Here is a 19,354-nt window from a genome sequence, read left to right on the forward strand (position 1 = left end):
TATGGAAAAGCTGAAATATTATTGGTTTTACCCGTTACCGTTCGTGATGATTTTTATCTCGTTGCTCATAGGGCCAACTCAAACATTGAGTGCATGGGATTATATGCTGTGGGGTGTGCAAGCGGTGTTTGGTACGCCATATTTTGATGCTGAGCAATTTAGTCTGATGCAAAACATTTTAGTAAATGTCAGGCTGCCCAGAATTTTACTGACCTTTATGGTGGGAGCCGCATTAGCAACCGCGGGTAATGGCTTGCAGGCCTTGTTTCGTAATCCCTTGGTCGATTCTTATGTGCTGGGTATTTCATCCGGTGCCGCGTTTGGTGCAGCTTTGGCACTTTCTTTAAGTTGGCTTTCGCCAAATCTATCAGCCTTTATTTTTGGTGTGTGCGCCGTTGGCTTAACATATTTATTTGCGCATCAAAAACATGAAAGCCAGACGTCTTTAGTCATGGTAATTTTATCGGGCATGATTGTTTCGGGACTGTTTTTGGCAGGACTTACAATTATTCAATATTTAAGTGATCCATTTAAATTACAAGCGATCGTGCAATGGACCATGGGCAACTTACATCAGGCGTCTTGGCAAAAGGTTCAATACGCCGTGCTACCAATCTGTATTGGCCTTGCCGGATTATTTGCGATGCGTTGGCGATTAAACTTAATGGCACTCGGTGCCGAAGAAGCACAGGCTGTGGGTGTTAACCCAAGGTGGGAACAACTGCTTTTAATTGCTCTGGTCACAGTATGTACGTCAACTTCTGTGGCTGCGGCAGGTATTATTAGTCTATATGGGCTCTTTATGCCGCATATTGTGAGAATGTTGGTTGGGCCAGATCACCGCTACAGTATTCCTGCCAATATGATTTTGGGCGGTAGTTTTCTACTCATGATTGATAACTTTTCTCGGGTTTTACTTACGTTTGAAATACCGATCGGTATTTTTACCATGCTACTTGGCGCGCCATTTTTCTTATTATTAATGAAAACACAGAGGACTCATTGGGCATGATTCAAATTGATCAGTTAAATTATGCCTATGGGCACAAACAGGTTCTTAAAAATATTCATCTGGAGTTTCCTGAAAATCAGTTTTCTGTGATTTTAGGGCGTAATGGCTGTGGTAAATCGACACTTTTTAAATTGATGGCGGGCCTAGAACCTGTAAAAGATGGCTTGATTCTTTACTCTGGAAAACCACTATCAGACTTTAAAGGGAAAGATCGGGCAGCCTTACTCGGTTTTTTACCGCAGTTTCATAAAACCGTATTTCCATTTTTGGTTAAAGATGTGGTGATTACGGGACGTTCCGCTTTTAGCAGATATAGACCTTCAAAATCAGACTGGGAACGTGTAGACCAAGCTTTGCTTGATTTAGATATTGAGCATTTACGCGATCGCCCTTATACCGAGTTGTCGGGGGGCGAAAGGCAATTGGTTATGATTGCCCGTATTCTAGTGCAAGCCCCGAAAGTCATTTTGCTTGATGAACCAACCAATCATCTCGATGTTTATTATCAATCTTACTTAATGAAAAAATTGCGTCAGTTGTCGCGGCAAAATTTTACGGTGATTGCGATTATGCATGATCCCAATTTAGCTTTTTTATTTGCAGATCATTTGTTTTTTATGCGCCAACACGAAGTAGTTAAGCCTGAATCTAAAACTCGTATAACCGATCCGAAGTTTTTAAAAAGTGTCTATGATGTCGAGTTTCATGAAGCCATGATTCAAGACAAAACTATTGTTATTCCTGATCATTCGTGGCTATGAATATGTTGAATTATCAGGTGGTTGGAAAAACAGACTATGAGCCTGCGGTAGAGTTTGCGCTTTATACAAGGCAGCTCTTATTTCCAGAAATTTATCATGGGCAAATTCCTAAAGATTTACAAAATTTTGAGCAATATTATGTTAATGATCCATTAGGTTGCTTTATTACGGTAAAAGATAAAAACCGTATTATTGGCACTATTGCATATCGGGCGTATGACCATCGTTTTGATTTAAATTTGCCATCTAAGACAGTGGAAGTGGTTAAGTTGTTTGTATTGCCTGAATACCGCCGCAATGGCATCGCAACCATGCTATGTAAAATGTTGTTTAGCCATGCACAAAAGAATGAAATTACCACTTTGTATTTGCACACTCATCCATTTTTGCCTGCGGCTGAAGAGTTTTGGACTTTACAAGGTTTTGAGGTTATTCAACGGGAATGGATCGATACGTATGACACCATTCACATGAGTAAAGCTTTATAGCGCTTTATCATGCGTATGAAATCTTTTTTGAAAATGGGTAGGTGGATAACCCATAATTTTACTGAACATTGCTGTAAAAGCTGCCGAGTGTTCATAGCCCAAACTAAAGGCAATTTCCGTAATTGAGATATTCTCTTTTAAGGCATTTAAAGCATAAATAATGCAGACTCGATTACGCCAAGTTTGAAAGGACAAGCCAGTTTCAGACTTAAACCAACGATGAAAAGTTCGTTCACTTTTATTGTGGTTATGTGCCCAATCTTTAGGGCTGCTATGAATATCAGGATGCTGCATAAACTCAGCACACTGTTTAGATAGTAATGTGTTGTGAGGCAGAGGAATAAACAGAGGTAGGGCTGGAGCAGCTTCTAATTCATATAACAATAAATCGATAAGAGCACCATCACGGTCTGCACGTTGGTAGTCAACAGGTAGCTGATTTGCCTGAATGAGCAATTGATGTAACAAAGGCGAGACTTGTATAACCTCGCAATATGTTGCCTGTCTTGGTGCACTATTCGCTTCTATGTACAAACTATAAGTACTGACTTTAGATAGCCGTACCCGATGTGGTTTGCCTGCGGGTATCCATACACCGCTGTACGGTAACACAAGCCATTGTCCATCTTCAGTTTCAACTTTCATCAAGCCTTCGGGTGCATATAAGAACTGAGCACGGCGATGGCTATGCGTATCTAATAAAGTATCAGCAGGATAGTCCGATCCTAACGCTAGAACCGCTTGAGGTAGATGGTCTACATCGTTAATTGGAATATTACGCATATTTTTTGGCTGAAATAAATAAAAAGATGGCTTTTATACGTTAGTTTGCCATAGGTCTATTTTATATCATGCCTCTATAAACGTGAGGAAGATGATGATGCTATATGAGCTATTTTTATTTGGACTACTGTCAGGCATAACCACTTGGTTATTTGGTTTTGGCGGCGGATTTGTTGCTGTACCTTTGCTTTATACAGTCATTATTCAAAAGTGGAGCAATGAAAGTAGTGTCGGCATACATGCCATGCAAATCGCCGTAGCTACATCAGCTTTTGTCATGCTCTGCTCGGCAAGTTTTGCAACCTTTCGACACTATCGTTCTGGACATATAGATTGGCAACAAATCCGCTTTTTATGGGGTGGTATCGCATTTGGTGGAATTGTTGGTGCGGTAATGGCCTCATTGTTTAATGGAAATTGGCTTCGCTGGATATTTATGAGCTATGTGTTCATAACGATTATTGATTGTTATTACCGACCAGGCTTTATGGTGACATCAGTGCAAAAGCAAAACTATAGACAAAATAGTGAACTCGTTAAAGGGGGAATTATTGGTTGGGTTGCAGCACTTTTAGGTGTGGGTGGCAGTGTAATGACGGTTCCGTTATTAAGACGGCGGGGTAGTTCTATGGCAGAAGCTGCGGCTATTGCAAACATTCTCACGCTGCCTTTGTCTTTAACTGCAACACTGACCTATTGTGTATTGTCACTTTGGCAATCTACACCCAACGAATTTATCGGCCTAATCTGGTTTGAAGCTGCATTATTTTTGGTTGCAGGGACATGGATCGGGCTATATTTTTCAGAAAAATTTATTTCAAAACTACCTGATTTATGGCGGGCAAAGTTGTATCCGCTACTTTTAATAATAGTTCTACTCGTCATGCTTTTTGTAAATTAATTTTTTATTTCAATTAATTGAAGAATAATTTCTCTGAAATATCGAATCACTAAATGCTCTAAAACTGCAAATTTTATGTCTTAAAGGGCGTTGGAAAAAGTTTAAAAATTAGACTTGAAATATATAGTGGCTTTATGCCACTATATATTCATCGAAGGTCATCAGACAAAAAGAGAATGATATGGCTATCCAGCTTTTAGATGCGGCAAGAAATGAAATTCCAGTGAAATTCACGCAGTTTTCTGGTGGCGAGCGTCATGTTCAAATTGATGAGAAAACATTGAACTCACTATCTGGCAACGTATTGGTTCGCGCCAAAATGACCTCAAGTCATGATGTGATGGACTATTTGTTACTTGAAAATATATTGCTAAATCAAGGCTTAACCATTGACTTAGAAATTCCATATTTTCCATACGCCCGTCAGGACCGTATTTGTGCAGTAGGCCAAGCGTTCTCACTCGATGTGATGACCAAGTTACTCAACATCAATGCCGACAAAAAAGCGGGCAAACAAGGCAAAATCACTGTTTGGGACTGTCATAGTGAAGTAACTACAGCCTTGCTTGCTGCAAATACTTCTTTTAGCGAAGTTGTAAATGTCAGTTCAGTCGACATCATTGCTAAGAGTAAAGCGCTAAGCACTCTGTTAAAAGATGAAAAAACAGTACTGATTTGCCCAGACAAAGGCGCAAAAGCACGCACACAAATGGTTGCAGATGCTTTTAATCTGGAGCGCAAACAACCAATCACTGTTGTTCAGTGTGATAAAAAACGTGATCCAGTGACTGGCAAAATTTTAGGTACGCATGTACATGCGACTGATTTATCGGGTCTAACAGCGGTCATTACCGATGATATTTGTGACGGCGGTGCAACCTTTATTGGTATTGCCAAAGAACTCCGTCGTCTCAATTGCACTAAGGTCGTTCTATATGTGACCCACGGTATTTTTAGTAAAGGAATAGAGGTTTTTGATGGGCTGCTTGACCAACTATTTACCTCGGACAGCTTTCCACAACAAGCAACAGACAAAATTTCAGTAATTGCTTTTGCAGCAAAATAAAGAGAATAAAGATGACTATTAAATTGAATCCATTAAATGCTATCGATTTTTATAAAGCTGATCACAGACGTCAGTATCCAGCAGGCACAGAGTATGTGTACGCAAACTTTACACCGCGTTCATCTCGACTCGCAAAAATGCTACCTGACTTTGACGATAAAGTTGTGTTCTTTGGTCTTCAGGGTTTTATCAAACACTTTTTAATTGATACATGGAATGAAGGCTTTTTTAAACAACCTAAAGATAAAGTGGTGGCTGCATATAAACGTCGTATGGATAGTTCATTAGGTGAAGGTGCTGTACCGGTTGATCACATTGAAGCATTACACGACTTGGGCTATTTACCTTTACGCATTAAAGCATTGCCAGAAGGCAGCCGTGTCGATATGCGTGTACCTGTGCTCACCGTAATTAATACCGACCCGCGTTTCTTTTGGTTAACTAACTATATTGAAACGGTGTTAAGTGCTGAGCTTTGGAAAAGCTGTACTACAGCAACGATTGCCTACGAGTACAAACGCTTATTAACTCAATATGCCGTAAAAACTGGCGCACCACTCGATTTTGTACCTGTGCAAGGACACGATTTTAGTAGCCGTGGTATGAGCGGAATTTATGATGCTGCTCAGTCTGGTGTGGGACACTTAACTAGTTTTATTGGAACAGACTCGGTTGCTTCAATTGACTACGCAGAAGAATATTACAATGCTACAGGAGTGATTGGGGTATCTGTACCAGCGACCGAACACAGTGTGATGTGTATGGGTACAGAAAACAGTGAGCTAGAAACCTTTAAGCGTTTAATTTGCGAACTTTATCCGTCGGGTGTTGTCAGTATTGTGTCTGATACTTGGGACTTTTGGCGAGTCATTACAGAATTTACGGTGGCTTTAAAACCTGAAATTCTGGCAAGACAACCTAATGCTTTAGGCTTGGCCAAATTGGTTTTCCGACCAGACTCTGGTGACCCAGTTAAAATTATTTGTGGTGACCCAGATGCCGAAGTCGGCAGCCCAGCCTACAAAGGCGCAGTTGAATGTTTATGGGAAGTGTTTGGCGGTACAACGACTGACCAAGGCTATAAAGTACTGAATGAACGTGTTGGTTTAATTTACGGCGACTCGATTACTCTAGAGCGTGCGCAGCGTATTTTAGAAGGCCTTGAAGCCAAAGGTTTTGCTTCAAACAACTTGGTGTTTGGGATTGGCAGTTTTACCTATAACTACTTAACTCGCGATACTTTTGGATTTGCTGTGAAAGCGACTTGGGGACAAGTGAATGGGGTAGGCCGTGAGTTGTTTAAAGACCCAATTACTGACTCAGGTGTAAAAAAATCTGCGAAAGGTCTTTTACGCATCGAAGAAAGTGAAAATGGTTTTACCTTGTTTGATGAGCAAACAGTCGAACAAGAACAAGGTGGAGCACTTAAAACAGTCTTTGAAAATGGTAAACTTCAATATGAGTGTACTTTGGATCAAATACGTGAGCGTTTATCCATCGCATAACTGAGTTTAGATGAGCCGTTGCATGAATATCGGCTCATCATTTTCATTGAGAGACTGAACGTGACTATTCAAACTGAACAAGAATTCCTTGCCAGTTATGATCGCCGAGATTATGACGCACCTTTACTCACGGTCGATATGGCTATTTTCTCGCTTTTTAATGGTCAGTTGCAGGTACTACTCATTAAGCGGCCCAACTTTCCAGCTAAAAACCAATGGGCTTTACCTGGCGGTTTCGCCGATTTAACCCAAGACCAAGACTTGATGGCTACTGCATATCGTAAGCTTGTCGAAAAAACAGGAATTAGTTCACCTTATTTGGAACAAGTTGCCTCTGTCGGCAATGCCAAACGTGACCCGCGTGGCTGGGCTGTGACTATTTTGTATTTTGCATTAATTGATTTTAATGCCTATCAACATCAAGCATTGGCTGAATACAGTGAATGGGTGCCAGTGACAAAAGCACAAGAATTAGCATTGGCGTTTGATCATAATGAATTGCTCAGCTTGGCATTAGAGCGTCTCACCAATAAAACCCGCTATACCGCATTGCCAGCAAGTCTTATGCCTGAATTATTTACGCTGACTGAGCTACAAACCATTTATGAAATTATTCTTGGGCAATCCTTAGATAAAAAAGCGTTTAGACGCCGTATGATAGAAGCGGGTGCAGTTGAAGAAACTAGTCAAAGTAAAATTGTGGGCAAACGACCAGCTCAGCTTTACCGCTATGCACTTGATTCTTTTGATTTTATATTTCCGCGCTCACTCGAATTACCTAGAAACAAAGAGGGTAAAGATAAGCAAAACAATGAGCTTTCTGACTAGCGCATCTTGATGCACTTTGATTTATAATGCCGCGCTTATGATTGATGTCATGTTTTGATCAGCACTTTGCCTATGTCACACGTTTCTCCCTGCTTCCAGCAAAACCAGTTTTTTGTGTTGGTGGAATATCTCACTTCACTGCATGAAATTTATCCTGTGAAACATGAGTTTGCGGGATATCCGGCTGCAATGACATTGGCAGATCGCGTACATTCAGATCATGATATTGCACCGCTTGAAGCCAGCAAAAGTTACCCTGACTCAATCGATAAAGTCTTACACTTTTCAGGTAAGGCCCGAGACATACAAGACTTCGAGCAACTTTTAGAGCAAGCTCAAACAGCCAATATTCAAAACTTGTTATTGCTGACAGGCGATAAACTTAAAGAACATCATAATGGACGAGATGGGCAGCCTCGTAGTCGTTATCTAGAGTCGGTAAACGCCGTAATGGCTGCCAAAGAACATGGTGGGTTTCGTATTGGAGTTGCTTTTAACCCATTTAAATATGTCGAAGCTGAGCGTGACGCACAGTATTTAAAACTACATAAGAAAATTAAAGCAGGCGCTGACTTTATCATTACCCAATTGGGTTATGACATTGAAGCTTTAAAACAAGCCAAATCATTTTTAACGCAGCATGCTTATTCGCAGCAAATACTGGCTTGTGTCATGCCACTGACTTTGGGTCGTGCCAATTTTATGGTGAAGCATAAAGTCGCGGGTATTGTAATTACTCCCCACATGCTAAAAGTCTTGGCAGATGAAAAACAGGCAGGGCATACCGACCACGTTTATTTACGCTGTGCTTTACAGATTTTGATATGTAAACATTTAGGATTTGCAGGAATTCATTTATCTGCCTGCCATAAACCAGAAGAGCAAATGCTGCTTGAGAGCTACATTGAGCAATACAGACATCTGGAGCTTGAAGCCTTAGAAGAGCTTTGGAATTCACTTTGGCAAGTCACGACAGGCAAAGAGTTTTCGCCTGAAATTACTCGTTTTTCACGTCAGCCATCATCTAAACAATTAATTAAATATCGCCAGCTACATGTTATGCATGAAGCAATGTTTGGATCAAAAATTGCCAAAGGATTTGGACGTTTTATTTTTAAAGCGTCATTTTGGGAAAATACTTTGGTCGCCAAACTCCTACTTAAAACAGAAGTGCTTAGTAAACATAGCTTAGTGGGCTGTGAAAGCTGTGGTCAGTGCCGTTTAGGTGACACTTTATATATTTGCCCTGAAACGTGTCCAAAAGGTTTAGCCAATGGGCCCTGTGGCGGAACAACTTTAGACCGCTGTGAATTTGGTGACCGTGAATGTATTCACTCAGTCAAAGCAAGACTTGCAAAAGCAGTTGCACAAACTGAAATACTAAAAGAGAAATTGATTCCAACGGTACCACTTGAAACGAGAGGGACCAGTTCTTGGAAAAACTGGTATTTAGCAACAGAAGCTTAAGTTCTGTACTAACCCGTGATTTGAATTTGTTAAAAAATCAATGATAGGCTAAAGCACGGCAATAATTTAAAAATAACAATCGATTGCCTTAATTATGTCCAATCAAAGTGATCACCTAGGAGTATAATTAAAGCAAATCTTTTGCGTTAAAGGAAAGGCTGTCTCAATGAAAAAATTGGTTGCTGTACTTACTGTAATTGTTGTTTTAACTGGATGCGTTTACGACCCTGTTAATTACAACAAAATACACGACCAAGAGTTCCAAGATCACCTCAGGCAAAACGGTTAGTAATAAAAAGCCCACTCAATGAGTGGGTTTTCATTTGGAATAACTTTATAAGAAATTTTTAAGGGTTTATATAAGTAAAAGATCACTTAAACCACTATTTTTAAAGGTTTGTTCGGCTTTTAAATAAAGAATTTGAAATTATTTTTATCTGGAAAATATAAGTTATTTTAGTCATCAGGATGGCTTATTTATCAAAAATATCGTTTATTTGTTTTATGGATATTGTTATTTTTGAAAAATATAATATTTATAACTTATATATATTTTATATTTATAAGTATAACAACTTTGATTGTTAACTCATTTTTAAATTAAATATTGTTTTAATTAATAATACTTAATGATTACACAATAAAACTTATTCTTAATGTTAGTGAAATAAATCACTCTATTCAAACATATATCTCTATTTGTTGCCATTCTTATAAATTATTTATTAACAAATACTTATCTTTGTTTTTTTGAGATTTTTTTAACCAAAAATCTCCACAAATTAGAATTACATAATTTTTTAATATAGTTTATATAATATGTTTTATTGACATAAATAGAAAAAATATCTGGCAAATAGGTCAATGATATTTAATTCACTTAAGAACCATAATTTGCACCAAATTTTACGCTGTCACGATTCATTGAATAAAACCAAGTGAAAAGTTACGTAAAAAAGAAACCAATAATTTTATTGGCTTAAATAAAAAATCGAATATTACAAATAAGCGGAATGAATATGGATAACGTAGCTCAGCTAGAAACTGATACTAATTTCCAAAGCCGAAAGAAAATAACTTGGGGTGTTTTTAGTGTCCTACTGTTATTTTTATTTGCTGGCATATTATATTATTTTTTTGTATATCGTTTCTATCAATCTACTGATAATGCTTATGTGCAAGCCGATGTCACTTGGGTGATGCCAAAGATTTCGGGCGAAGTAATAGAGTTATTAATTAACGATAATCAGGTAGTAAAAAAAGGGGAAACTTTGGCGGTATTAGACCACCGCGATTACCAAGCTCGTTATGATCAGGCGAGTTCTGTCGTCAGCTTAAAAGAAGCGGCGCTTGGTGTACAACAGCAAAATGAAAAGTCTGCTCGCTCTTCAATTATTGAAGCAAATAGTGGTGTAGTGGCAGCGCAAGCAGACTTAACTCGTTTAAGAAAAGAGTTCGAGCGTTATCAAGATTTACTAAAAGATGGCGTGATTACCCGACAAAACTTTGAAGGCATTCAATCTCAATATTTAACGGCTCAGGCACAACTTAGCAAAGCGCAAGCCGCCGTAAATGCCGCAGAAGCTCAGTTGGGGAGTTTACAAGCGAGTCGAGCGCAGCTTCTAGCGGATATTCAAAGTGCCAATGCAAACTTAAACCTGTATCAGGTCGATTTGGCTTCATCAAAGGTGGTCAGCCCTGTAAACGGTAAGATCGGTAGCCTTGCAATCCAGAAAGGTTCACGTGTTTCTCCGCAAACTCGTTTAATGGCGATCATTCCTGAAAACAGTTTGTATGTACAAGCCAACTTCAAAGAAACCCAAATTGAAAAAATGCACATTGGTCAGAAAGTTGAATTAAAACTTGATGCCTACCCAAGCTTGACCTATAGCGGAAAAATTGAAAGCTTTTCACCAGCTTCAGGCGCGACTTTCTCACTTATGCCACCAGACAATGCCACAGGCAACTTTAACAAGGTTGTTCAGCGTATTCCTGTGCGTATTGTCATAGATTCAAGCCCGCATATTGATTTGATAAAACCTGGAATGTCGGTGAGTGCCACCGTTGACCTAAGAACTTAATAATAAAATTTTAGGTAATAACAAATGAATAAGCACCTTGAGGCCGAGTGGAGATTCCCAGCAAAAACTGCATGGGCAATTTTTGCTGCCATGATTTTTGGCAACTTCATGGCGATTCTTGATATTCAGATTGTGGCGAGTTCTCTAAACGAAGTTCAAGCTGGTATGAGTGCAAGTCGTTATGAAGTCACTTGGGTGCAAACGGTTTATTTAATTGCCGAGATTATTGCAATTCCAATGTCGAGTATTGTCTCGCGGGTGCTTTCAACACGGGTCTATTACACCATCTGTGCAATTGGTTTTACGGTCAGTTCTTTACTTTGTGCTTTGGCATGGAATTTAGAAAGTTTATTGGTTTTTCGCGGTATTCAAGGCTTTATGGGCGGCGGCATGATTCCGACCTCCATGACGGCATTGTACTTACTTTTTCCAGAACCAAAACGCTCATTGCCTTTGGTGATGTTTGGAATGATCAGTACTTTGGGGCCGGCCATTGGCCCAACCATTGGAGGCTGGTTAACCAATAACTTTTCGTGGCACTGGATGTTCCTGATTAATATTATTCCGGGCATTATCATTGCTACGGTCATTTACTCAGGCCCTAATATCGACCGTGCCAACTACTCACTCATCAAAAGCATGGACTGGTTTAGCCTGATTGGCATGGCGATGTTTTTGGGTGGGCTTGAATATTTCCTTGATGAAGGCGCACGACATGACTGGCTTGCAGACACAGGCGTTCGGATTGCGTTTATGATCTGCGTTGTGGGCGGCATGATTTTCTTCTCTAGAAGTTTTACCCAGCCTCAGCCTTTGCTCGATTTGTCTGTATTTAAAAACAAAAATTTTACCTTAAGTGCCATCACAACTTTTGTGATTGGCATGGCGCTGTATGGCTTGGGTTACATGATTCCCGTGTTTCTTGGGCAAGTCCGTGAAATGAACAGTAGCCAGATTGGTCACGTCATGATGGTGACAGGCATTGTCATGTTCTGCTTTGCGCCATTTCTTGCATGGCTCATTCCCAATTTTGATACCCGAAAAACCGTATTTGTCGGAATGATTTTGGCGGGCTTTGGTGTTTGGCTCAACTCACACCTCAGCATTCATAGCGATTATGACTTTATGTTTTGGCCGCAAATTTACCGTGGTATTGGCCTCATGATCTGCCTGATTGTGGTGTCGCATTTAGCCATGAGTACTTTGCCGCTGAGTAAAGTGGCTGATGCCAGCGGTATTTATAACCTGATGCGTAATATTGGCGGCGCGGTTGGACTAGCTCTCATTAACTCATCTTTAGATTGGCTCACTGCGCTTCATGTCACCCAGATTAATCAGTCGATGACACCCCAAAACTGGATATTTACAGAACGACTTGACCAACTCACGGCGCAGTATCAAGAAGTCGGCTCAAATGCACAGCAAATCGCGCTCAGTGTGATTTATCGTGACATTCATTTTCAGGCACTCACATCGAGTTTTAATGACCTATTACGCATGCTCGCAATCATCATGTTTGTGACCGCATTTTTAACCATCTTTATGGATCGGGGGAAGAAAATGAATATGTAGATATTTAAAAATAAAGGCAGCTTTCAAAGAATGAAAAACAATAGGGCATATCAAAACGTATCCCTTCATAGAAAAAGAACATTGATCTGAGTTTTCTAAAAATCGGTTGATGAGATCGGGGAACTCACAAATTAGAGGTGGAAGGTTAAAGGATTATGATTAATACAACGTATAAACTAATTTCAAAATTGAACCTGAAAAACACGACTTATGGTCAATATTTTGAAAAAGAGCAAATCGATACTGAGCGATTAAAAGTGATGTATTCCATTTACGAACAGTATTATGAAAATACGAGATTTTCTATTTTCGTAGATGATTTCCAAAATAAAAGCGGTGCGATCTTAATTTTTAACTCTGAAACAGATGAGATTGTAGGTTTCTCGACTGTGGTGGTGCAGCATTTCTATTTAAACGGTAAAGACTACACCGTGTTATTTAGCGGCGATACGGTCATTTTGAAAAAGTTTTGGGGCACGCGTAGTCTGCAAAGTACCATGCTCAAACTGATGATTAAGCTTCGAATCAAATATCCATTTAATGAACTCTATTGGTTACTCATTTCTAAAGGCTATAAAACTTACCTGTTACTTGCCAATAACTACTATGTGTATTACCCAAACATTAAAGATGAAAACCAGCATCTTTCAGAAGTGGTTGAGCACTACTGTGAAAAATTCTTTGGTGAATACTACGACCGTGAAGCGGGCCTTTTAAATTTTGGCGATGACTATCAACCATTAAAAGGTGAAGTCGCACCAATTACTGCCGAAATGAGAGAGAAAAACCCAAATATTCATTTCTTTGAGCAGAAAAATCCGACATGGAAAGCTGGCACAGAACTACCTTGTATTGGCCGTCTTGGTTGGAAAGACATAGCCCGTTTCCCCGTAAAGCTGATGACTAAACCGACCAGTAAAGGAAAGTTTGAAGCTTGCGTAACCCATAAAACAAAACGTAGAGAGGCCATCCAATGAAATCTAATGAATGGCTGACGCTTGGCTCACATCTAATTTTAAAAAAATGGTGTGATGCATCTGACCGTAATTTTCAAAAAGAGTTTAATGCTTTAGAGACCACGCAACGTCAAATTTTGCATTCGATATTACAGACCTCTACGTTTGCTAAAGATAAAAAGGTCCAAAATTATGAGCAGTTTGTAAAAGCATTTCCTGCGACACGTTACGGCGCATGGCGAGAAGACATTCAGCGTTACCGTGAACAAAAGCTTTCACTGTCGAGCAGTAAGTTAGTTCGTTTCCAGCCAACAAGTGGTTCGAGTGAACAAATCAAGTTCATTCCATATACCAAGCTGTTTTTAGATGAACTTGACCATGCAATTGCGCCGTGGATGGCAAGTTTATACCGTAAATGTCCACAGCTCAGTTCGGGGACGCATTATTGGTCGGTGTCATGGTTGCCTGAAAGTCAGCGTGAAGTTTTAAAAGACAAAAACCTAAATGACGATAGTGCACTACTTGGTGTAGGTAAACGTATATTGTCTAAGTTTACCCAAGCGGTTCCAAGTAATGTTGCCTTTGCGGCCAATGCCGATGATGCACTGTTTGCCACCATTTGTTATTTGGTCGCAAACCGTAACTTAGCCATGATTTCGGTATGGAGCCCAACTTTTGCGCTGCAATTACTTGAACGTTTGGAGTCACTACAACAAGACGTGATTGAGGTTTTACAAAGTGGTTCATGGGGTAACCGTCAGGCTTCATTAAAAGAAGTGACTGCACCGCGTAGCTCTGAAAGTGCTCAAGCTTTAAGTAATGCTTCAAACGGCGCACAGATCGACTTTAAAAAGCTCTGGCCAAAGTTAAGTCTGGTTTCGAGTTGGGACACCGCAGGTTCAAAAGCTTGGGCCGAAAAATTAAAAGAAAAATTGCCCAGTGTTCAGTTTGAAGGTAAAGGATTATGGGCGACTGAAGGTGTAGTGACCATTCCCTATAATGACCAATACCCACTCGCATACCAAAGTCACTTCTATGAATTTGAATATTTAGAAGGCGATAAACAAGGGCAAATCATTCCGTCGTGGCAGCTTAAACAAGGCGATGTGGTCAGCCCACTGATTACCTCTGGCAATGGCTTGCTCCGTTACTGTCTGGATGACTGCTTACGGGTAACAGGCTTTATAGAGCAAATTCCATGTTTTGAATTCCAAGGCCGCCGTTTTGGTGTAGATCTCGTCGGTGAAAAGTTAGCACCTGAAACTGCTCAACAGTTGTTGTCTCAGTTAAATGAAACGGAATCGAAGGCGATTTCTTTACTTGCGATTGATACTCAGCAACAGGTTAAACCATTTTATTGCGTGCTTTTTGAAGGTGAAATTCATCACAGCATTAGCAATGAATATATCGATAGTATCTTGCGCCAAAACTTCCATTATGAACTTGCTCGAAACTTGGGGCAGCTCGACCAGCCTCAAATTCGCCAAGCCAATAATGGCTGGAATGCCTACAAGAAACTAGTCATGTTTGATGGCATTATCGAAGGCAATATCAAACCTGAGCCACTTAAAAAAGTCACCCTCAATAGTTTGGAACAACTATGAAAGGGATGAAGCCATTTAATACTCGGTTTTTAACACTTCGACACGCCTTGTTTCTAGGCGTGTTGGTTGTGTCGAACGTACAAGCCATGACTTTAGATGAGGCTTTATCTGCCAGTTTAAGACATGAAAGTCAGCTTGAAGTGAGCCGTTTAAGTGTAAACCAGTCTAACGCTATGCTTGAACAGGCCAAACAGCGTGATGGACTCAAAGTCAATTTAGTCGGGCAATTTGACTATGAAAGAATAAATACGCCTTCACACGTCCTGTTTCCAACCGAAGGAAACCGTAAAGGCCGAAGTTTGCAATTGCAGGCAGATTATCCGATTTATACGTCTGGCAGGCATCGTTTAGGAATAGATGTTGCCGAAAGTCAGCTTTCTGCCCAAAACCAAGGTTTGTCAGATCAACGCTCGGAAACCATTTTAAATACGGTCATGGTATATACCGATGTATTAAAGAAGAAAGCCATTTTAGAGCTTAGACAAAAGACCATGGCAAATTTGCAACGGTCTTTATATGAATCTAAGCGCCGTTTTGACGTGGGAATGATTACCCGTGCAGACTTGGCTCAGGTTTTGGCGCAAGTTGCTCAAGGCCAAGCCGATATCACACAAGCCCAATCTAACTTGACCGTAAGTGAAGCGCAGTTTTATCAAGTAACGGGTGTAACGCCTGAAAACCTTGCTGCAATTAAGCAACTACCCGCTATTCCCACGAGCTTAGATGAAATTTTGGCGCAAACCAAAAACCATCCAGCTTTAATGCGCAGCAAATATGAAAAGCAGGCTGCCGAGAAACAATACGCTTTAACCAAACGTGAACTTTGGCCTACGGTCATGCTCACCAGCCGTGCCGGAAAGCAAGATGAAGCAAGCTATATTGGTTCGGAAAGTAATAACTATATGGTTGGGGTGCAGCTCAATGTACCGCTCTATGACGATGGCTTAAATCGTGCAAATGTTAAAAAAGCACAGGCCGATATCGATTTGGCTCAACAGAAAATACGAAGTCTTGAACTAGACTTAAATAAGCGGACCCGTACCACCTATGCCCAGCTTCAAACCATTCGACAAAATAAAGAAGCACTAGCAAATGCCATAGAGGCAGCGTCTATTGCCTTTGTTTACACACGTAAAGAGTTTGATGTCGGCACCAAAACCACATTTGATTTGCTCAATACCGAGCAAAAGCTACTCGATGTCCAAACCCAAAAAACCGTGAATGATCAAGACGAAGTGGTGTTTGTCTATCAGCTACTCGACCAAATGGGGAGTTTAAATAACTTGGTTCCCACACAGACCGCACAACAGGTGAATAATGAATAAAACAAATACACCACTTGCTGACAGCACTCTCATTACCCGTGAAGCAACTTTGGCAGATGACGAAGCTTTACGAGACTTAATCGCCGTACCGATGACCACCAAAGGCATACAAATTAGCTTTCAGCGCGAGCCGAGTTATTTTAGAGCGTCTGACATTGTCTATCGGCATAAACTGCATGTTGTGATTGAAGACACTGAGAGTCAAAAGAATGTCGCTTGTTATAGCAACGGTTATCGTCCGTGTTATGTCGATCGGAACATTCAAAACTTACGCTATGCGGGTGATTTACGGGTAGATCACAACTACCGTGGTAAATCACTGGTAAAGGTTTTGGCAAAGCATGTAAAACAAACCATGCATGAACCGAACTATAGTCAAATGATTATTTTTGATGATAACCATGCGGCGCGGGCTGCCATCCAAACAGGCAAAACGGGAATGCCCGATTATTATGATGAAGGACTCATCGAAACATTAAGCCTGACTGACTTAGGCGCAAAAAGAAAAATCACGGCTTTTTTAAAGCAAGTTGATAAACAGATTGATCTTCAAGAGATTCGTATTTGTGTCGCTGAAGCTGAGCATGTGCCAGCCATGAATCAGTTTATTAGCGAAATGGCAGAACACTATAATTTTATACCCGCCTATAACTTTGAAGAACTTGCCCAAGGACATCAGTATTTTTCAGGAATAAAACTCTCGGACTTTTCACTTTATTTTAAAGGTGAAAAGCTGGTGGGCATGTTTGGTTTATGGGATCAGCACAGTATTAAGCAAACTAAAATTTTAAATTACAGTTCAGTCATTGGAATTTTTAGACCCGTTTATAACTTGCTAACTCCAATTACCAAAGGTATGCGTTTGCCTAAACTTGGCGACTCTATCAAGTACCATGTGCTACATACGCTTATGTGCCATCCAGAAGATTTGGCTTTGCATCATAAAATGCTCGAAGATGCCTATAACAAATCAAAACAGCAAGGCGTTGGGGTGGTGAGCTTTACGCTTTCACATAAAGACCCGCGCTATCAGTTAAACCAGTTTTATAAAGGTGAACGCTTAACGGGTATGCATGGTTTTATTAGTTATGAAGGCGACCCAAGACCACATTTTGATAAAAACTTGATTCCATACTTAGAGGTTGGCCGTATTTAATTTAAAGCTTGAAGTGATACTTTGAATGAAGCCCACGGAAGTGGGTTTTGTCATTTTATAAAAGAAAATATAGCAATAATTTATAATATAATTATTTAATTTTTAATGGAAAAGTATTTTAATTTTTATTGATGCGTAGTCACTAAACGTACATATAGCGCAACTACTATACAAATCGAAATTTAAGAACATGGTAGTTAAGTGATGAAAAAAAGTTTATTGGGCGGCCTTATTCTGTCTTTGTGTACAACTCCAGCTTTTGCACTAAATATTTTATTGGTTAATGATGACGGTCTAACCAGCAATGTCAAAGCACTCTATGATGAATTAAAAGCAAATGGTCATAGCGTGCTTGTGTCTGTACCTTGTTCACCACAAAGTGGTCGTGGTGGCGCAATCGTGATGTATAGCTCTACAACGATTACCGCAGATAATGATAAACAAATTGCGGCTGAAAACGGTTGTCACAACGGCGCAGCACCGATTGGTGCACCTGCTGCTGGAACCTTTACCAAAGCAGGTTATACCAATGGCGACTGGAATTACGCACATGGCACACCAGTCATGGCAACAATTTATGGACTAGATGTGGTTGCGCCAAAACGCTGGGGTAAAGCGCCAGACTTAGTTTTATCTGGCCCGAATGAAGGACAAAATGTCGGGAAAGTCGTTGTGCACTCTGGCACGATTGGCAATGTACAGTTTTCGGCAGGACGTGGCATTCCATCAATTGCTTTAAGCGCCGATACCAACACAGTAGATGATAAGACTTTAAACAACCCTAACTCTGCGATTGTGGCAAAACAAACCGTAGTGTTATTAAAAGAATTACAAGCTAAGGCAGGTAAGGGCCAATTGTTGCCAAAAGGCATTACCTTAAATGTGAATTTCCCTAAAAATTTAACAACCAGCACACCTTTTGCTTTTTCAAAAATTGGGACGTATGACTTATATAAGCTGAAATTCCAAGTGACCAAAGACAATAAAGGCAACAATCAATTTGGTCTAGGAATAGACGCGGCACCATCGGCTCCTACAGCCGCGCAAATGTCTGATGAAAGCGCTGTAATGCAAAGCAAAATTGCTGTGACTGCAATGCAAATTGCTTACGATCAGCGACCAGCAGCTCAAGAATGGCTCAAAATTCGTTTAAAAAGTCTATTTAACAAGTAAGGGAGAAAGACCATGAAACGTTGTTTGTTGGTTTTACTTCTTGGGCTTGGCTTGGCGGCTTGTAATGACAATGATCATGATGACCAAGTCTCGACTGAAAAACCTGCCTTGGCTCCGAGCTTAGATGTCGGTACTTATATTATTAGTACCGAGACGGATGAAGAGTTGCCTATGGCGGGTAAATACTATTCTGGTGCAGATGGTTCTAAATTATTGGTTTTAGATGATGACGAAAACCGTGCCAAAATTGTGATGAGCTATGACGCAAAAACCAAAGCTTGGCAGAGCAATCAGTCTAATCAAGCGCTGACAGTTGAATTAGCACATTATGAAAAAATTGATGACCAGAAAATTACACTGAATCAATTAGTCGGTAGCTATGATTTATCTTTCCCAGATGGAACGACGGTCAATGCCGAGGTGAATGCACAAGGAAAAATTGTCTCAAAAGACCCAAATTGTGTGTTTACAGGTGTTATTACTGAAAGTGCATTAGCGGACACTGCAAACTATCAACTGACCGATAACAAGTGTGATGCGCTAAAAAATAACTCGAAAGGCTATGTTGTGGTAGATGAAGACTTAGAACCTATGAGTTTTAGATTTGTATCTGACACGGTTGCATCAAAAGACATTTGGGCATTTGCACAATCTTAAAAATAAAAAGGCAACGGAT

18 protein-coding genes are annotated in these 19,354 nt (G+C 40.2%); 17 read left to right on the forward strand and 1 reads right to left on the reverse strand.

Translation table 11 applies throughout. The features are described 5' to 3' along the window. Position 1: 1 nt before the first annotated feature. From ACTJJH_RS02405 to ACTJJH_RS02415, 3 genes are read left to right on the forward strand one after another with little or no spacing between them, the layout of a single operon-like run. A complete protein-coding gene (locus ACTJJH_RS02405) occupies positions 2-1,012 on the forward strand; it encodes a FecCD family ABC transporter permease (RefSeq protein ID WP_440600664.1) in 1,011 nt (336 codons plus the stop codon). Next, positions 1,009-1,773, forward strand: coding sequence for an ABC transporter ATP-binding protein (locus tag ACTJJH_RS02410; protein WP_262729166.1), 765 nt, complete (start codon positions 1,009-1,011; stop codon positions 1,771-1,773). Before ACTJJH_RS02405 ends, ACTJJH_RS02410 begins: the two co-directional genes overlap by 4 nt. Next, positions 1,770-2,261 carry a GNAT family N-acetyltransferase gene (locus tag ACTJJH_RS02415; RefSeq protein WP_262729165.1) on the forward strand — a complete coding sequence of 164 codons (492 nt, stop codon included), beginning with the start codon at positions 1,770-1,772 and terminating at the stop codon, positions 2,259-2,261. Before ACTJJH_RS02410 ends, ACTJJH_RS02415 begins: the two co-directional genes overlap by 4 nt. Here ACTJJH_RS02415 and ACTJJH_RS02420 read toward each other — a convergent pair. After that, a complete protein-coding gene (locus tag ACTJJH_RS02420; protein WP_262729164.1) occupies positions 2,256-3,044 on the reverse strand; it encodes an AraC family transcriptional regulator in 789 nt (262 codons plus the stop codon). The two genes, ACTJJH_RS02415 and ACTJJH_RS02420, sit on opposite strands and share 6 nt — an antisense overlap. A gap of 97 nt (positions 3,045-3,141) precedes the next feature. On the opposite strand from ACTJJH_RS02420, the gene ACTJJH_RS02425 reads away from it, so the two are divergent. The 14 genes from ACTJJH_RS02425 to ACTJJH_RS02490 all read left to right on the forward strand — a co-directional run bounded on the left by ACTJJH_RS02425 (position 3,142) and on the right by ACTJJH_RS02490 (position 19,335). Then, the gene (locus tag ACTJJH_RS02425; RefSeq protein WP_130172942.1) at positions 3,142-3,945 is read left to right on the forward strand and encodes a sulfite exporter TauE/SafE family protein; all 804 of its coding nucleotides are present in this window, start codon (positions 3,142-3,144) and stop codon (positions 3,943-3,945) included. Between the two features lie 181 nt (positions 3,946-4,126). Next, positions 4,127-5,011, forward strand: a complete 885-nt coding sequence (locus tag ACTJJH_RS02430; protein ID WP_440600665.1) for a phosphoribosyltransferase family protein — start codon at positions 4,127-4,129, stop codon at positions 5,009-5,011. Positions 5,012-5,022: 11 nt separating this feature from the next. After that, the gene (locus tag ACTJJH_RS02435; RefSeq protein ID WP_440600666.1) at positions 5,023-6,516 is read left to right on the forward strand and encodes a nicotinate phosphoribosyltransferase; all 1,494 of its coding nucleotides are present in this window, start codon (positions 5,023-5,025) and stop codon (positions 6,514-6,516) included. Between the two features lie 60 nt (positions 6,517-6,576). After that, positions 6,577-7,344, forward strand: coding sequence for an ADPR responsive transcriptional repressor NtrR (ntrR, locus tag ACTJJH_RS02440; RefSeq protein ID WP_440600667.1), 768 nt, complete (start codon positions 6,577-6,579; stop codon positions 7,342-7,344). 72 nt (positions 7,345-7,416) lie between these two features. After that, complete coding sequence (locus ACTJJH_RS02445) at positions 7,417-8,811, forward strand: methylenetetrahydrofolate reductase C-terminal domain-containing protein (RefSeq protein WP_440600668.1); 1,395 nt, start codon at positions 7,417-7,419, stop codon at positions 8,809-8,811. Between the two features lie 166 nt (positions 8,812-8,977). Next, positions 8,978-9,100 (forward strand): hypothetical protein, encoded by a 123-nt coding sequence (locus ACTJJH_RS02450; protein WP_000737387.1) that lies wholly within the window; start codon positions 8,978-8,980, stop codon positions 9,098-9,100. Positions 9,101-9,830: 730 nt separating this feature from the next. After that, the gene (locus ACTJJH_RS02455) at positions 9,831-10,892 is read left to right on the forward strand and encodes an HlyD family secretion protein (protein ID WP_440600669.1); all 1,062 of its coding nucleotides are present in this window, start codon (positions 9,831-9,833) and stop codon (positions 10,890-10,892) included. A 24-nt stretch (positions 10,893-10,916) separates the two neighbouring features. Next, positions 10,917-12,464: a DHA2 family efflux MFS transporter permease subunit gene (locus ACTJJH_RS02460; RefSeq protein WP_440600670.1), complete on the forward strand. Its 1,548-nt coding sequence runs from the start codon at positions 10,917-10,919 to the stop codon at positions 12,462-12,464. A gap of 188 nt (positions 12,465-12,652) precedes the next feature. Beyond that, positions 12,653-13,441, forward strand: a complete 789-nt coding sequence (locus tag ACTJJH_RS02465) for a hypothetical protein (RefSeq protein ID WP_171071969.1) — start codon at positions 12,653-12,655, stop codon at positions 13,439-13,441. Further along, a complete protein-coding gene (locus tag ACTJJH_RS02470; protein WP_440600671.1) occupies positions 13,438-15,024 on the forward strand; it encodes a GH3 family domain-containing protein in 1,587 nt (528 codons plus the stop codon). The genes ACTJJH_RS02465 and ACTJJH_RS02470 overlap by 4 nt, the downstream gene beginning before the upstream one ends. Beyond that, positions 15,021-16,349: a TolC family protein gene (locus tag ACTJJH_RS02475; protein WP_440600672.1), complete on the forward strand. Its 1,329-nt coding sequence runs from the start codon at positions 15,021-15,023 to the stop codon at positions 16,347-16,349. Before ACTJJH_RS02470 ends, ACTJJH_RS02475 begins: the two co-directional genes overlap by 4 nt. Beyond that, entirely contained in the window at positions 16,342-17,505 is a 1,164-nt protein-coding gene (locus ACTJJH_RS02480; protein WP_440600673.1) for a hypothetical protein, read from the forward strand. Before ACTJJH_RS02475 ends, ACTJJH_RS02480 begins: the two co-directional genes overlap by 8 nt. A gap of 201 nt (positions 17,506-17,706) precedes the next feature. After that, the gene (locus ACTJJH_RS02485; protein WP_440600674.1) at positions 17,707-18,678 is read left to right on the forward strand and encodes a 5'/3'-nucleotidase SurE; all 972 of its coding nucleotides are present in this window, start codon (positions 17,707-17,709) and stop codon (positions 18,676-18,678) included. Between the two features lie 12 nt (positions 18,679-18,690). Then, the gene (locus tag ACTJJH_RS02490; protein ID WP_440600675.1) at positions 18,691-19,335 is read left to right on the forward strand and encodes a hypothetical protein; all 645 of its coding nucleotides are present in this window, start codon (positions 18,691-18,693) and stop codon (positions 19,333-19,335) included. Positions 19,336-19,354: the final 19 nt, after the last annotated feature.

Source organism: Acinetobacter sp. 22301 (assembly GCF_052045285.1).
In the GTDB taxonomy this organism is placed as follows: domain Bacteria; phylum Pseudomonadota; class Gammaproteobacteria; order Pseudomonadales; family Moraxellaceae; genus Acinetobacter; species Acinetobacter pittii.

Bases quoted from the DNA above. Each gene is read 5' to 3' on its own strand.
- ACTJJH_RS02405 (WP_440600664.1), top strand. From the start codon at position 2: ATGGAAAAGCTGAAATATTATTGGTTTTACCCGTTACCGTTCGTGATG.
- ACTJJH_RS02410 (WP_262729166.1), top strand. From the start codon at position 1,009: ATGATTCAAATTGATCAGTTAAATTATGCCTATGGGCACAAACAGGTT.
- ACTJJH_RS02415 (WP_262729165.1), top strand. From the start codon at position 1,770: ATGAATATGTTGAATTATCAGGTGGTTGGAAAAACAGACTATGAGCCT.
- ACTJJH_RS02420 (WP_262729164.1), bottom strand. From the start codon at position 3,044: ATGCGTAATATTCCAATTAACGATGTAGACCATCTACCTCAAGCGGTT.
- ACTJJH_RS02425 (WP_130172942.1), top strand. From the start codon at position 3,142: ATGCTATATGAGCTATTTTTATTTGGACTACTGTCAGGCATAACCACT.
- ACTJJH_RS02430 (WP_440600665.1), top strand. From the start codon at position 4,127: ATGGCTATCCAGCTTTTAGATGCGGCAAGAAATGAAATTCCAGTGAAA.
- ACTJJH_RS02435 (WP_440600666.1), top strand. From the start codon at position 5,023: ATGACTATTAAATTGAATCCATTAAATGCTATCGATTTTTATAAAGCT.
- ACTJJH_RS02445 (WP_440600668.1), top strand. From the start codon at position 7,417: ATGTCACACGTTTCTCCCTGCTTCCAGCAAAACCAGTTTTTTGTGTTG.
- ACTJJH_RS02450 (WP_000737387.1), top strand. From the start codon at position 8,978: ATGAAAAAATTGGTTGCTGTACTTACTGTAATTGTTGTTTTAACTGGA.
- ACTJJH_RS02455 (WP_440600669.1), top strand. From the start codon at position 9,831: ATGGATAACGTAGCTCAGCTAGAAACTGATACTAATTTCCAAAGCCGA.
- ACTJJH_RS02460 (WP_440600670.1), top strand. From the start codon at position 10,917: ATGAATAAGCACCTTGAGGCCGAGTGGAGATTCCCAGCAAAAACTGCA.
- ACTJJH_RS02470 (WP_440600671.1), top strand. From the start codon at position 13,438: ATGAAATCTAATGAATGGCTGACGCTTGGCTCACATCTAATTTTAAAA.
- ACTJJH_RS02475 (WP_440600672.1), top strand. From the start codon at position 15,021: ATGAAAGGGATGAAGCCATTTAATACTCGGTTTTTAACACTTCGACAC.
- ACTJJH_RS02480 (WP_440600673.1), top strand. From the start codon at position 16,342: ATGAATAAAACAAATACACCACTTGCTGACAGCACTCTCATTACCCGT.
- ACTJJH_RS02490 (WP_440600675.1), top strand. From the start codon at position 18,691: ATGAAACGTTGTTTGTTGGTTTTACTTCTTGGGCTTGGCTTGGCGGCT.